This is a genomic window from Candidatus Thiothrix putei (genome assembly GCA_029972225.1).
GTDB lineage: Bacteria > Pseudomonadota > Gammaproteobacteria > Thiotrichales > Thiotrichaceae > Thiothrix > Thiothrix putei.
Genome location: CP124756.1, coordinates 2,278,277 through 2,291,697, shown reverse-complemented (window position 1 = coordinate 2,291,697; position 13,421 = coordinate 2,278,277). Strand labels below are relative to the sequence as shown.

Genomic DNA, 13,421 nt, shown 5'->3' with positions numbered 1-13,421 from the left:
CAAAAGAGGGATTAATAAATGCGCAAGCTGGTAGTATTAACAAGTGTATTCATGTTGGCAAGTTGTTCAGGCGGGCATGGGCTGGATTCTCCCATCAAAACCTGTAAAGCCGTTACTAGTGTGTTAGCGGGTGATAAAAGTGTGGTTTGGCATGGCGAAAAACAAACCGAACAAACCGGTGTACAACTGCAAGTGACGCTGGACTTTGCGTTAGTGGGGCAGGCAGACGGCGAGATTTCCCAGGCAGTGTGTATCTATGGCCTCAGCAGCCCTGATATGGATTACCGCAATGCCATGGGGGAATATGCCAATACGCCCACCGCGATGATGATTAATGGCATATCAATTCCTGACAGTGATTTGGTGCAAGCCGTCAATCGTGCCACGGCAGATACCGCTCAGGGTATTGGTCAGGAAGCACTGGATAAAATCAACGGGAAATCAGGATACTAGCCTTTAAGCCGGGGTGATTATCCTGCAATTGCACGCTTGCACCATGCAATTCAGCTACTGCTTTCACCAGACTTAACCCCAGCCCGTTACCGGGGGTGCTGCGGGCATTATCGAGACGGGTAAAGCGTTTGAAGACTTGTTCACGCTGTGTTTCGGGAATGCCCGGCCCATTATCCGCCACGCTAATGCATATCTGCTTGGGCTGCTGCGTGGCTTCCAAGCGGATAGCCCCGCTTGGGGGGGTATATTTCACGGCATTGTCCAGTAAGTTGGTAATGGCTTGAGCGATTAATTGGCGGTTGCCATGCAGATGCAAACCCGCCTCCGCTTGATAGGTTAGGGTGAGATTTTGTTCTTCAGCAACCGCCGTATACAGGTCAGCTAATTCTTCAATCAACAGGGTTAAGTCGATGTCTGCCCAATCCTGACGTTGCCTGCTGGATTCTATTTGCGCAATGCTGAGCAGGGCGTTGAAGGTTTTGATGAGTTCATCGACTTCTACAATCGTGTCTTGGATCAGTTGTGGGTAATCGGTGTGTGCAGTGGGGTGATACTGGCTGGTTTCCAGACGATTGCGTAAGCGATTAAGTGGGTTGCGCAGGTCGTGGGCTAGGTTATCGGTCACGTCGCGCATACTTTGCATCAGGTGTTCGATACGTGCCAGCATGGTATTGAGTACCCGGCTGAGGCTATCAAATTCGTCGTTGCGCCCTGTAACGGGCATTCGGCGAGCTAAGTCGCCGCTCATAATGTCATTGGCAGTACGCCCCACCGCATTGATACGCCGTTGCACGTTATGCCCCATGAAAATCCCCCCCGCTAAGGCTAACGCGACAATAATGCCAATGGCTCCCAGCACGGTTTGGAATAAGCGATCTTGCAGGGTGTGCTGTTCTTTTAGGTCTGTGACGACTAACAATTGATAGCCACCGGGCAAAATGGTGAGCATCATGCGGGCGGGTTCAGTATGGTCTTTTTTTCCGGTAATAATGCTGAGCGGTAAACTGGCAACAATTTGTTTGGGGTTTTGCGTGAAGCTGTCAAACTGAAGGTCACGGGTCAAATCTTGCTGACTGCGGTGAATCAGGCGCGAAATCAGAAAGCGCGAGCCGTTTTCACTGTTACGCATACTAATAGCGCCGGTTAAGCCTTCGACCGCAAGACTGCGGTAAAGGTTAAGCAGGGCATCGGTTTCCAGTTGTAAGCGGGCATCGGTTTGCTGTTCCATTTGCCCTTTCGCCATCCAGTAAATAAAACCCAATGCACCTGCCGCTACGGTACTAAAAAGTAGCGCATACACCAGTGAGAGCCGAAAAACAGAGGTATTAAGCAGTTTGCGGGTCATGCAATAAATACCCAGCGCCTCGGATAGTGTGCAGCAATGGCGGGTCAAAATCTTTGTCAATCTTGCCACGCAAACGGCTAATGTGCACGTCGATCACGTTAGTTTGCGGGTCGAAATGGTAATCCCACACCTTCTCCAGCAACATGGTGCGGGTGACAACTTGTCCTGCGTGGCGCATTAAGTATTCGAGCAAGTTGAATTCGCGAGGTTGCAGGGGAATGACCGTCCCACTGCGGGTTACGCGGCGTTTCAGCAAATCCATTTCCAAATCACGCACTTTGAGGACGGTGTATTCTTGTGCAGGTTGGGTACGGCGCAACAGCGCTTGTAAACGCGCCAGTAATTCACTGAAAGCGTAAGGTTTGACCAGATAATCGTCCCCACCGGCACGTAAGCCTTCCACCCGATTATCCACATCGCCCAAGGCGCTAAGAATCAGCACCGGTGTTTGCATCCCCTGAGCGCGTAGGGTTTGGATCAAGGATAAGCCATCGCGTTTGGGCAACATACGGTCGACAATCAACACATCGTAATGGCCTTGCAGGGCAAGGTGCAAACCATCCTCGCCATCAGCAGCATGGTCAACAATATAGCCACTTTCCATCAAGCCTTTCTGGATGAAACTGGCGGTTTGGCGGTCATCTTCAACGATTAGGATATTCATGATGCAAAGGATAAAACACTTGCCGCTGCTTGTGCGATGAACATCTTGTAATGTTCAGCTATCATGCAGCAGCCTGCATGTCTAATTCCGCTGTCTCCAGTGCTGCGCCAATCGCATCTTCCACCCGTTCCAGCCACACAAAATTAAGTTGTTTGCGGGCATTTTCCGGCACATCTTCCAGATCTTTACGGTTACGTGCAGGTAACATCACGGTATGAATCCCTGCTCGTAAGGCAGCAAGGCATTTTTCCTTTACCCCGCCAATCGGTAACACCAAACCACGTAAGCTGATTTCACCCGTCATGGCTACATCACTGCGTACCTTGCGCTCACTCAGCAAAGACACCAGTGAGGTGAAAATCGACACCCCAGCACTAGGGCCATCTTTGGGGATTGCACCTGCCGGAACGTGCAGGTGAATGTCGTGTTTCTCAAACACTTGCGGGTCAACGCCGAAACGCCTTGCCTGCGATTTAATCAGGCTGAGCGCAGCTTGTGCACTTTCCTTCATCACATCACCCAATTGTCCGGTAATGATCAGCTTGCCATTGCCCGGCATTTTGGTGGTTTCGATGAATAGAATATCGCCGCCCACAGGTGTCCATGCTAATCCCGTGGCAACGCCAGGGACGCTGGTACGCATGGCTACCTCGCTCTCAAAACGTTGCGCCCCAAGAATATCGGGCAATTCTGCGGGGGTAATCGCCACGCGCTCGGTCTTGCCTTCGGCAATCTGAATCGCCGCATTGCGCATGACGGCGGCAAGTTCACGTTCCAGATTGCGGCAACCCGCTTCACGGGTGTAGTCGGCAACAATGCTGCGTAAAGCGGCTTCATTGACATGCACTTGCTCCGGTTTTAAACCGTGTGCCTCAAGCTGGCGGGACAACAAATAGCGTTTGGCTATTTCCACTTTTTCGTCTTCGGTGTAGCCGGGTAGGCTGATCACTTCCATGCGGTCACGTAATGGTCCCGGAATAGCGTCCAGCACGTTGGCAGTAGCAATAAATACCACTTTGCTCAAGTCAAACGGCAACGCTAAATAGTTGTCACGGAAGGTTTCATTTTGTGCTGGGTCAAGCACTTCGAGCAATGCCGCTGCGGGGTCACCGTGATAACCGCCGCCGCCGAGCTTGTCGATTTCATCGAGCATGAACACGGGGTTACGGTGTTTGGCTTTACGCAATTCCTGAATCACATTGCCGGGAAGTGCACCCATGTAAGTACGTCGATGTCCCCGAATTTCGGCTTCGTCATGTACCCCGCCAAGGCTGGTGCGGACAAAGGGTAAGCCTAGGGAGCGTGCAATGCTTTTGCCTAAGGAGGTTTTGCCAACACCGGGAGGCCCTACAAAACACAGAATCGGGCTGCGGCCTTGCGGGTTGAGTTTACGTACCGCGAGGTATTCGAGGATACGTTTTTTGATTTTCTCTAAGCCGTAATGGTCTTCGTCGAGTACTTCACGGGCTTTGGCAATGTCGATGTTTTCGGTGGCGAGCACGTTCCAAGGCAGGTTAGTGAGCCAGTCGAGGTAGGTACGAATCATTGAATATTCACCGGAAGCTTCTGGCATTTTTTGCAGACGCTTGAGTTCCTTACGCGCTTGTTCAGCGGCTTCATCAGACATATTCGCGTCGGCAATAGCCTGTTTCAGTTCGTCGATTTCGGCTTGGTTGCTGTCGTCATCGTCTTCGCCCAACTCCTTTTTGATGGCTTTGAGGCGTTCGCGCAGCATGAATTCACGCTGACGGGCATCCATCGACTGTTGGGTTTGTTGGTCGATTTCGCGGGTAAGTTTCAGCACTTCGAGCTGGTGACGCACATGCTCGGCAACTTTGTCGAGGCGTTCGCGCAAAGCAGTGGTTTCGAGAATCGCTTGCTTTTCCTGCGGGCTGATGTCAAGGAAATTGCTGATTAAGTCTGCCAAGGCACCCGCGTATTCGATGCTTTGGATAGCACTCACGACTTCAGGCGGTGCTTGCGGCAACAATTGTACTGTTTCGATGGCTTTTTCTTGCAAATGGCGCATCCGGGCTTTGATGTCAGCGTCATCGGTTTCGACTTCGGGAATAATCTCGACGTTTGCTTCTAGATACGGCTGATCTTGCACGTAATTCACGATGCGGAAGCGTTCTTCGCCTTGCACGACCAAATGGTGTGTGCCACTGGAAGTGGTGACATACCGCAAGATGTTGGCAATTGTGCCCATGCTGTGCAAATGATGGCCTTCAGGAGTGTTGGTTTCGGCTTGTTTTTGCAACACTAAACCGATTTTACGCCCACTTTTCACGGCTTCTTGGGCAGCAGCGAGTGACTGTTCGCGCCCGATGGTGATGGGAATCGCCATGCCGGGGAACAGTACCACGTCACGCATGGGGATTAGGATAAGAGATTCGTTCATTCTGTTACCTCGGTTGGGATTAAACCCAGTAAATATATCAAGTATCACTGTTGTATAAGATTGTGATGGCTTGCGTTATTTCAAGAGGAGGTGTTCAGCGTGTTGACGAATCGGCTCAAGTGAATTCCGGTTATTTGGCAAGCCTTATACTAGAGTAAGACAATGTATGTATCACCCAATGACAAGGATTCCAATATGAAAGTCAGCATCATCGGCGGCACGGGTTTCGTCGGTACTTACCTCATTGACGCTTTACTGCAAACAGGACATACGCCGCGCGTGTTAGTGCGTGCGGGCAGCGAGAGCAAGCTCGCAGCCCCCAGTCAATGTGAAATCGTTTCCGGTGACATCAGTGACACCACAGCACTCGATCGTTGTCTGCAAGGCACGGATGCAGTGATTTATCTCATTGGTATCCTGCGCGAATTTCCCGCTAAAGGAATTACTTACGAGGAAAGCCAATTTAAGGGTGTGGAGCGCACGGTTGCTGCGGCACAACGCCAAGGCGTGAAACATTTCATTTTAATGAGTGCCAATGGCGTGAAAGCGGGCGGCACGCAATACCAAGACACCAAGTTTCGCGCCGAAGAATGTGTGAAAGCATCTGGTTTGCAGTGGACAATCTTTCGCCCCTCTGTCATTTTCGGCGACCCGCGTGGTAAGGCAGAATTTTGTACTCAATTGCAAAAAGAACTGGTATTACCACCGATCCCCGCACCGCTGTTCTTTGGCGGCGTCAGTATTTTGCAAGCCGGTGAATTTCAGATGCAGCCAGTGCATGTCACCGATGTGGCGCAAGCATTCGCGGGAGCATTGGATAATTCGTCAGCACTTGGCAAAACCTTCACATTGTGCGGTACGGATGCAGTGAGTTGGAAAACCATTATTCAAACGTTGGCACAGGCGTCAGGGCGTAAGCGCAAACTTGCTGTGCCAGCCCCAGCAGAAATTCTCAAAGTGGTGGCGGGCTTATTGGATAAGCAAGCATGGTTTCCGATTACCCGTGATCAGATTGTGATGTTGTTGGAAGGCAATACGTGTAGCGATATGTCGGCTTGGCAACTCTTCGGTATTCAGCCCAAGCGCTTTGCATTGGAAAATTTAGCTTACTTGAATACAAAAGGTTGAGTATGAAACTACCGGGTTTAATGTCGAACGCTACCTTGGTAAATGGTATGAAATTGCCCGTTTGGATCATTCCTTCGAGCGAGGTCTGGAACAAGTGACAGCGGAATACAGCCAGCGTGATGACGGGGATATTGATTTTGGTGAAGCAAAACTAACTGTGAATACAGCCGTTTAGCTTTGTTCTAACGCCTTAATTCTTGCTTTGGCAGCCTCCAGTTCTTGCTGGAGGGTGACCAGATCAGTGACATCTTTTTGTACCCCGATGTAGTAAGTCACGCCTTCTTCTGTATCGAAGTAGGGGGTGATCGTCAGGTCATTCCAAAACAAGCTACCGTCTTTACGGTAATTACGCAATACCACCCGCACAGGTTGGTCATTCTCAATTGCTTCACGGATGTTGGCTAAGCCTGCTTGCTCACGTTCGCCGTTTTGTAAAAAACGGCAATCACGGTATAAACATTCCTCGGATGAATAGCCCGTTAATTCTTCAAAAGCACGGTTGACGTACAGCAAAATCGTATCACTGCCTTCGCGCTCAGCAATGGTGATGCCGTGTTCGGCATGGTCGATTAATGCCAATAATAAATCGGGGCGAATGGGGAACTCTTGTTCGTTACGCATGGGAGTATCCTGCATGGTTTATAGCAGATCATTATAAAGGGCTGGAGCAGTGGCTACCAGTAGTAGGCTTATTCCTGAAAAACTGCTTGCCCTATTTAACATCCTACTAAATGTCAAGTCCCGATAGCACATATATTTGTCGTTGCTTTGCGCTAAGCGGCTAACGGGCGCAAGTGGGCAGCGTAGCGTATTGCGCAAATAAGCCGCCCACATCCACCCGCGCCCGCAATTTCGCTGCTAGTAAATACAGCCCGCCCAGCTTGCGATGCAAAAATAACGCATCCGCAGGCGGGGTATGCCAGTAATCCTGCTCCATGCTCAACGCCATGCCTGCGTCACGAATTCGGCTGGCAAGATTTGAGGTGCCGAAATCATACGCGCCTTGCCAGCGCAACGGTTCGCAGGCTTGGGCAAATAAATCCAGCACAGCGGCGCGTTGTTCGGGTTTGATGTATGCCTGAAAGAAACCGATTTGCGCCGCGCCCGCATCCATCATGGCACGATCCTGTTGAACCGCGCCTTGCATCACTTGCTGATAACCTTCGGCAATCGTCGCGGGGTATTCACGCGTTGCGCCAAAGTCGAGCAAAATCAATTGCTGCGCGTCACGGTCGTAACGGTAATTGGCAAAGTTCGGGTCAGTTTGCACCAACCGGAACTGGAAAATTTCGCGGAATAACAAGCCCATCAGCAAGCTCACCACGCGGTCACGTTCTTCCTGTGGCGCATGGATCAGCGATTCAATCGGCACGCCGCCAATATGCGTCATGGCTAGAATATTCACGGTGGTGAAATCGTCGTGCACGGCGGTGAGGGTAAATTCAGGGCTATCCGCCAGCAAGGTTTGGTAACGTTGCATGTACGCGGCTTCCTGCAAATAATCCGCTTCTTGATGCAATTGCTGCTTGGCTTCTTCGAGCAGTGGTTGATAGTCGATGCCTTTGGGGATCAGTCCCGAAATGCGCAATAACGCCGCGACATTATCCACGTCACTGCTGATGCTTTCGCGCACGCCGGGGTACTGGATTTTCAGCGCGAGATGCCGCCCGTCTTTGGTATGCGCCGAATGCACTTGCCCAATCGACGCTGCTGCTAAGGGTTGGAACGAAAATTGTTGGAAGCGAGCGTTCCAGCCTTTGCCCCAGTTGTCATCCAGCACTTTTGCCAATTGGCTCAAGGGCATGGGTTTGGCATCAGAACGCAGCCGCGAGAGGATGTCGGTGAGTTCGGCGGGCAACATATCCCCTGCGTCCATCGATAGCAGTTGCCCGACTTTCATCGCTGCCCCACGTAGCCGTGCCAGTTCGTCGGCAACACGCTTGGCATTGGCGGGGGTTAACAGCAACTCGCTGACTTTGGGGCGATTACCTTGGGCAAGCTGCCGCGCCCCTTCGGCGATCATGCCACCCGCGACACCCGTGGCGAGTGAACCGAGACGCGCCATACGGGCAAAGCGTCCGGCGGGGACGCTGGCATTGTGTTTTTCGTCGATAGTCGTCATGGCAGTTTCATTAACTCAAGGTGTTCAGGATTGATGCACAAGCGATTACCACACGTTTGACGCACCAGCGTTTTAGGCGGAATCACGCCGAAAAAGGCGATGTAACTGGCATCGTCTGCACCGACTGTACGCGGCATTCCGTCGTCCTGAATCATAATACGTCCGCGCCCACTATTGGAAATTTGTCCCTGCCACTCCCAGCATTGCGTGGTGGGGTTAACGTTGCTGAGGGATTTGAGTTGGGCTTGCAGTTTGGCTCGGTACATGGGGAGTTCCTGTCACAAGGTTTAGGGCGCGAACGGCAAACCCATGAAGTCAAAAAGTTGCCCCGAATCGCTCAATTGGCGGGTTTGCATGACGTTGAGCAAGTGGCTGGCAGTGAATTCAGGCGTTTGCAAATGGTCGGGTGGCACATTGCGTTGAAAGGGGGCGGAAAGCGCGGTCGCGGTTGTACCCGGTTGCAAGCCCACGATAATGGTGGGGCGTTTGATGCGGTTTAGTTCAATGGCGAAGTTTTTAATCAGCATATTCAGCGCGGCTTTGCTGGCGCGGTAGGAATGCCAGCCACCCAAACGGTTGTCGCTAATGCTGCCGACCCGTGCGGATAAAATACCAATGGTGGTCGGGTGTTTGGGGTTGAGCGTTGCCAGCAAGTGTTTGACCAGTAACGCGGGGCCGACGGTGTTTAGGCTGAAAGCACGTATCAGGTGATCCGCTTCCAGATTGCGCCAGGTTTTTTCAGGCTGGGTATCATGATCGTGCAACCAGCCAGTAGCGATGAAAATCCAATCAATCTCGGCGTTGTCGGGCAAGGTTTGCAGCGCGGTAATCATGCTGGCTTCGTCGGTGAGATCGAAGCTAAGGTCTTGTGTGGCAACGTTTAACGGCAACAATGTTTCGGTGTGACGCGCCAAGCGAATCAGGTGGATGTCGGGAAATTGCGCCGCCAATTGCTGGCAAAACGCCTGCCCGATGCCGCCCGACGCACCTGCCACCAACACCTTACGCGGCGTGGCTGTCATGCTTAGTTAATGCTGCCGGTGATCGGGCAATCGGCGATGTCGTCGAAAATCTTTTTCAAGCCTGGGCTGTTTTCGCCGGTGTGCATGGGAATGTCGAGATACTCGGTTTTATTGGCTTCGGACTGGAAGTAGATTTTGAGGTCGCCATCCACAACGAACGGCGCATTTTCAATATCGGTAACATCTTCTAGGCTAATCGGGTCAAGGGTCGAAATGCGCATGGTCGAGTTCCTCCTAATGATTGTGCCCTGAGTGTCGTGATTCTGGACAAGACTTGCAATTAATCATGCTTTGTATCGGGTATTTATACAAAAGTGTGACAGCAATGATTGTTGCAGCGCTAAGTCTTAGCACTGTTCAAGCGCTTTGATACGCGCTTGAGCGGCTGCCAGTTCTTGCTGGAGGTTAACCAACGCGGTTACGTCTTTTTGCACGCCGATGTAATAGGTAATGCTTTCTTCAGCATCCAAACGCAATCTTGCTGCGGGTCGAAATCGTTGAACAGGCTGGATTGGCGGTCAAGTTGGTCGCCCAGCACGATGCACAATCTACGCATGATCTGCCCCCGTGTCACGGCTGCGGCGGCAACGTTCGGAACAGTATTTCACCTCGTCCCAGCATTTTTCCCATTTTTTGCGCCACGCGAACGGGCGTTGGCAGACGGGGCAGGTTTTGTGGGGGAGGGTGGGTTTGTGGTGTGCCATTACTGTGTTGAATCCTTAAACCGCAGGGTTACTGCTGATTATCAGTAATGTATAAGTTAGGTGCTATTATCGGGAGAGTTTACAAGGTATTTTCCAAATGAAGTTATACAAGACTGGATTTAACGACGCTGACTTGAGCCGCATAGTGGAAATGGCGTGGGAAGACCGTACCCCGTTTGAGGCAATCAACACGCTTTACGGTTTAAACGAAACGGCGGTCATTGACTTGATGCGCCAACAGATGCAGCCGTCCAGCTTTCGGATGTGGCGCAAACGCATGGCGGGGCGCACCACCAAACATTTGGGCAAGCGCGGCTTTTTGGTCGGACGATTCGTCTGCCCATCACAACGCACCCGTTAGGAATGAGATCGTGAAACAGAAAAATCCGAATCCACAAGGCAAAGGGCTAGTGCCGGTATTAGCGGCGTTAGGCAATGCCAGCAGCGGTGTGCGCATTGTGCCGAAACACTTGGAGCAGATGACGGCGGATTTGTTTACGTCGATGTTTGTGCTGGAAAGCCGTTTCAGTTTCAAGCCTGTGCGCGGGCGCAAGTATTGGTTGTATCGTTACGGTGAACGTTTTCAGCTTTCGCCGGTGTTCCCGCAACAGTGGAGTGTGCCGACGTTTGATCAGGTGATCGGCTGCTGTGAGTTGCATGATGATTTGGCGTGGACGTTGGAATTGAGCGAAGAAACCGCACGCGATGCAGCGTTTCTGGCTTACATTCGCACGCGGCGTGAAACCTTGGAGCAGGCGTTGCAAGCGAGTCCGACGCTGGAGGATGCGTTGCCGGTGTATGTGGCATCCCTGCCGTTTTATCAGCGCGTGTTTGCGTCGGCGTTGGCGAATTCGTTGGGCAAGTCGATGCACTTGTCCGGCATTGCGCAGTTGAATTATAAGCAGGCGTTTAAAGCATTGCCTGCTTATAGGTAATGCCTGCCGCTACTAATGCTTCGGGTTCTTTATTTTAGGGAGTATTGACAATGGATAAGATGGAATCACTCAATGTACTGGGTACACCACTTGAGGAATGTGGCACACAACCACTGACTGGCTTTTTCCGTGATGGTGCTTGCAATACCAGCAAGCAGGACATTGGTTCGCATACGGTATGCGCGGTGATGACACCAGCGTTTCTGGAATACAGCCGTGAACAGGGGAATGATCTGATAACCCCGCAGCCAGAATATGGCTTTGCGGGTCTGAAGCCCGGCGATCGCTGGTGTTTGTGCGCCCGCCGTTGGTTGGAGGCATTGAGAGCTGGGAAAGCACCGAGGGTGATGGTTCGTTCTACCCATCAGGCTTGTCTACAAGTATTGTCACTGGATGATCTGAAGCAACACGCTGTCGATTTGTCGTAACTACAAGGAGTTTTGCATGAAGTTGTGCAGAAAATTATCTTACGCATGGCTACTGGGTTTGGCACTGTTGTTGTCCGGCTGTGTCGGCATTCCAGACGGCATAACCCCAGTGACAGGCTTCCAAGTCGAGCGTTATTTGGGCAAGTGGTATGAAGTGGCGCGGCTGGATCATTCCTTCGAGCGCGGTTTGGAGCAGGTGACAGCGGAATACAGCCCGCGTGATGATGGCGATATTCGCGTCATGAATCGCGGTTACAACACCGCCAAGCAGCAATGGGAAGAGGCGGAAGGTCGCGCTAAATTTGTCGGCGCAAAAGATGTTGGGCAGTTGAAAGTGTCGTTCTTTGGCCCCTTCTACGGCGGTTATAATATCGTGGAACTCGACCCGAATTACCAATACGTGCTGATTGCGGGCAATGACCGCGATTACTTGTGGCTGTTGTCGCGTACCCCGCAACTGGATGCAGCGGTACAACAGTGCTTGGTGGAAAAGGCGAAAAGCCTTGGTTTTGCTACCGACAAGCTGATTTTTGTGAAGCAGTGACGCGAGAGAAAAGGAGAATTCCATGCAACCCAAACGTGCTTTGCCCAAGGTGATGTGGTGGTTAGGTTACGGTGGCTTACTGCCATTTTTTGCGCTGACGGTGGCGTTATTGCTGGGGTCTGATCTGCCGCTGTTGGAAAATGTGCGGCTGGATTGGTGGCTGGCGGCGTATGCGGCGATTATTTTGAGTTTCCTCGGTGCGGTGCATTGGGGCGTGGCGCTGGGGATGCAGGATACGCTGAATGAGCGTGACTTGGGCAAGTTGTTGCTGTTTAGCGTCGTGCCGAGTGTGTTGGCGTGGTTTGCGTTACTGCTGCCGATTCAAGTGGCGTTGTTTGTATTGGCGGGGCTGGTGGTGTTTGCTTACGTGGTGGATGCGTCACTGTTGTTTGGCAAGCTAGCGTCGGATTACGGAAAAATGCGCCTGCATCTGACGGTGATTGTGACGTTGTTACTAGCGGCGGCGGGAGTGGCAGTAGGATGAGTATCCAGCCGTCTGTCGCGTGGTTAGTGGGGGCAAGTTCCGGCATCGGGCAAGCCCTCGCGCTGGCGTTGGCAGGGGCAGGTTGGAAGGTCGCCATCAGTGCGCGGCGCATCGAGCCGTTGCAGGCCATGCAGGCGCGTAACCCCTTGCTGACACCGTATCCGCTGGACGTGACCGATGTGCAAAGTCTGCATCACGCAGCAGCGGCGATTACCCGTGAACTGGGTGACATTGAGCTGTGTGTGTTGAATGCGGGTGATTACACGCCGATGCCGCTCGCAGATTTTGACCCTGCGCTATTTCGTAAGTTGTGCGACGTGAATTATTTGGGGGTGGTGAACGGGCTGGATGCGATTTTGCCGTTGATGCTGGCGCGGGGGCGTGGGCAAATCTTGCTGACGGCGAGTATTGCGGGGTATCGCGGTTTGCCAAAATCCGCACCTTACAGTGCCAGCAAAGCGGCGGTGATTAGCTTGGCGGAATCCTTGCATCTGGAGTTGAAAGCGCGGGGCGTGTTGTTGCGGGTGATTAACCCCGGTTTTGTGCGTTCGCCGCTGACGGATAAAAATACGTTCAAGATGCCGTTTCTGATGGAAGTAGCGGAAGCGGCGCAAGCGATTATGCGTGATTTGCCGCGTCAGAATTTCGAGATTGCGTTTCCCAAACGCTTTGCGTATTTGATGAAATTGCTGCGTATCTTGCCATATTGGTTGTATTTCAAACTGACGAAGGGGGCGGCGTGATGGGGCATGTGGAGCGTTATTTGCAGACCTTTACGACCTTGCAGGCAGATGGCTTGGAGTGTTTGGCAGGAATTTTTGCGGCAGATGCGCGGTTCAAAGACCCGTTTAATGATGTGCGCGGGTTGACGGCGATTACGCGGATTTTTGCGCACATGTTTGCGACTACCCAGCATTCACGCTTTATGATTGTGGATCACGCGCTGGCGGGGGATACGCTGTTTATTCGCTGGGATTACCATTTTCAAACCTTGAAAGGCGAGCGTTGGGAAATCCCCGGTACGAGCGTGGTGCGGTTTAATGATGCGGGTTTGGCGGTGGAGCATGTGGATTATTGGGATCCGGCGGAGCATATTTACAGCAAGTTGCCGGTGTTAGGGTGGGGGGTGCGTTGGTTGCGGGGGAAGTTGTCTGCGGGGTAATATGCCGGTTCTTTCATCACGGGCAACGC

19 protein-coding genes and 1 pseudogene are annotated in these 13,421 nt (G+C 52.2%); 10 read left to right on the top strand and 10 right to left on the bottom strand.

Annotation, left to right across the window (positions count from 1 at the left end; all coding sequences use genetic code 11):
• Positions 1–18 precede the first annotated feature (18 nt).
• The gene (locus QJT81_11660) at positions 19–453 is read left to right on the top strand and encodes a hypothetical protein (GenBank protein WGZ92531.1); all 435 of its coding nucleotides are present in this window, start codon (positions 19–21) and stop codon (positions 451–453) included.
• On the opposite strand, the gene QJT81_11655 is transcribed toward QJT81_11660, so the two are convergent.
• The 3 genes from QJT81_11655 to lon all read right to left on the bottom strand — a co-directional run bounded on the left by QJT81_11655 (position 431) and on the right by lon (position 4,863).
• On the bottom strand, positions 431–1,798 hold the full coding sequence (locus tag QJT81_11655) for an ATP-binding protein (protein WGZ92530.1): 1,368 nt from the start codon (positions 1,796–1,798) through the stop codon (positions 431–433). The genes QJT81_11660 and QJT81_11655 overlap by 23 nt on opposite strands.
• Positions 1,779–2,462 (bottom strand): response regulator transcription factor, encoded by a 684-nt coding sequence (locus tag QJT81_11650; protein WGZ92529.1) that lies wholly within the window; start codon positions 2,460–2,462, stop codon positions 1,779–1,781. Before QJT81_11650 ends, QJT81_11655 begins: the two co-directional genes overlap by 20 nt.
• 61 nt (positions 2,463–2,523) lie before the next feature.
• Complete coding sequence (lon, locus tag QJT81_11645; GenBank protein ID WGZ92528.1) at positions 2,524–4,863, bottom strand: endopeptidase La; 2,340 nt, start codon at positions 4,861–4,863, stop codon at positions 2,524–2,526.
• Between the two features lie 195 nt (positions 4,864–5,058).
• On the opposite strand from lon, the gene QJT81_11640 reads away from it, so the two are divergent.
• Entirely contained in the window at positions 5,059–5,991 is a 933-nt protein-coding gene (locus QJT81_11640) for an NAD(P)H-binding protein (GenBank protein ID WGZ92527.1), read from the top strand.
• A 16-nt stretch (positions 5,992–6,007) separates the two neighbouring features.
• Positions 6,008–6,124, top strand: a pseudogene (locus tag QJT81_11635) (lipocalin family protein).
• A gap of 38 nt (positions 6,125–6,162) precedes the next feature.
• Here QJT81_11635 and QJT81_11630 read toward each other — a convergent pair.
• From QJT81_11630 to QJT81_11600, 7 genes are all read right to left on the bottom strand, one after another.
• Positions 6,163–6,612: a PAS domain S-box protein gene (locus QJT81_11630; GenBank protein WGZ92526.1), complete on the bottom strand. Its 450-nt coding sequence runs from the start codon at positions 6,610–6,612 to the stop codon at positions 6,163–6,165.
• Between the two features lie 160 nt (positions 6,613–6,772).
• The gene (locus tag QJT81_11625; GenBank protein ID WGZ92525.1) at positions 6,773–8,113 is read right to left on the bottom strand and encodes an AarF/ABC1/UbiB kinase family protein; all 1,341 of its coding nucleotides are present in this window, start codon (positions 8,111–8,113) and stop codon (positions 6,773–6,775) included.
• A complete protein-coding gene (locus QJT81_11620) occupies positions 8,110–8,379 on the bottom strand; it encodes a hypothetical protein (GenBank protein WGZ92524.1) in 270 nt (89 codons plus the stop codon). Before QJT81_11620 ends, QJT81_11625 begins: the two co-directional genes overlap by 4 nt.
• A gap of 21 nt (positions 8,380–8,400) precedes the next feature.
• Positions 8,401–9,135 carry an SDR family NAD(P)-dependent oxidoreductase gene (locus tag QJT81_11615; GenBank protein ID WGZ92523.1) on the bottom strand — a complete coding sequence of 245 codons (735 nt, stop codon included), beginning with the start codon at positions 9,133–9,135 and terminating at the stop codon, positions 8,401–8,403.
• Positions 9,136–9,137: 2 nt separating this feature from the next.
• Complete coding sequence (locus QJT81_11610; protein ID WGZ92522.1) at positions 9,138–9,356, bottom strand: hypothetical protein; 219 nt, start codon at positions 9,354–9,356, stop codon at positions 9,138–9,140.
• A 126-nt stretch (positions 9,357–9,482) separates the two neighbouring features.
• A complete protein-coding gene (locus QJT81_11605; GenBank protein WGZ92521.1) occupies positions 9,483–9,605 on the bottom strand; it encodes a hypothetical protein in 123 nt (40 codons plus the stop codon).
• A gap of 78 nt (positions 9,606–9,683) precedes the next feature.
• Entirely contained in the window at positions 9,684–9,839 is a 156-nt protein-coding gene (locus QJT81_11600) for a DUF2256 domain-containing protein (protein WGZ92520.1), read from the bottom strand.
• 151 nt (positions 9,840–9,990) lie between these two features.
• Here QJT81_11600 and QJT81_11595 point away from each other — a divergent pair, with 151 nt between their 5' ends.
• From QJT81_11595 to QJT81_11565, 7 genes are read left to right on the top strand one after another with little or no spacing between them, the layout of a single operon-like run.
• Positions 9,991–10,200 (top strand): TIGR03643 family protein, encoded by a 210-nt coding sequence (locus QJT81_11595; protein WGZ96477.1) that lies wholly within the window; start codon positions 9,991–9,993, stop codon positions 10,198–10,200.
• 10 nt (positions 10,201–10,210) lie between these two features.
• A complete protein-coding gene (locus QJT81_11590) occupies positions 10,211–10,774 on the top strand; it encodes a hypothetical protein (protein ID WGZ92519.1) in 564 nt (187 codons plus the stop codon).
• A gap of 50 nt (positions 10,775–10,824) precedes the next feature.
• Positions 10,825–11,202 (top strand): DUF2237 domain-containing protein, encoded by a 378-nt coding sequence (locus QJT81_11585; protein WGZ92518.1) that lies wholly within the window; start codon positions 10,825–10,827, stop codon positions 11,200–11,202.
• A gap of 16 nt (positions 11,203–11,218) precedes the next feature.
• Positions 11,219–11,746, top strand: a complete 528-nt coding sequence (locus QJT81_11580) for a lipocalin family protein (GenBank protein ID WGZ92517.1) — start codon at positions 11,219–11,221, stop codon at positions 11,744–11,746.
• Between the two features lie 22 nt (positions 11,747–11,768).
• Positions 11,769–12,230, top strand: coding sequence for a DUF3429 domain-containing protein (locus QJT81_11575; GenBank protein WGZ92516.1), 462 nt, complete (start codon positions 11,769–11,771; stop codon positions 12,228–12,230).
• Positions 12,227–12,973, top strand: a complete 747-nt coding sequence (locus QJT81_11570; GenBank protein WGZ92515.1) for an SDR family NAD(P)-dependent oxidoreductase — start codon at positions 12,227–12,229, stop codon at positions 12,971–12,973. Before QJT81_11575 ends, QJT81_11570 begins: the two co-directional genes overlap by 4 nt.
• On the top strand, positions 12,973–13,392 hold the full coding sequence (locus QJT81_11565; GenBank protein WGZ96476.1) for a nuclear transport factor 2 family protein: 420 nt from the start codon (positions 12,973–12,975) through the stop codon (positions 13,390–13,392). The genes QJT81_11570 and QJT81_11565 overlap by 1 nt, the downstream gene beginning before the upstream one ends.
• Positions 13,393–13,421: the final 29 nt, after the last annotated feature.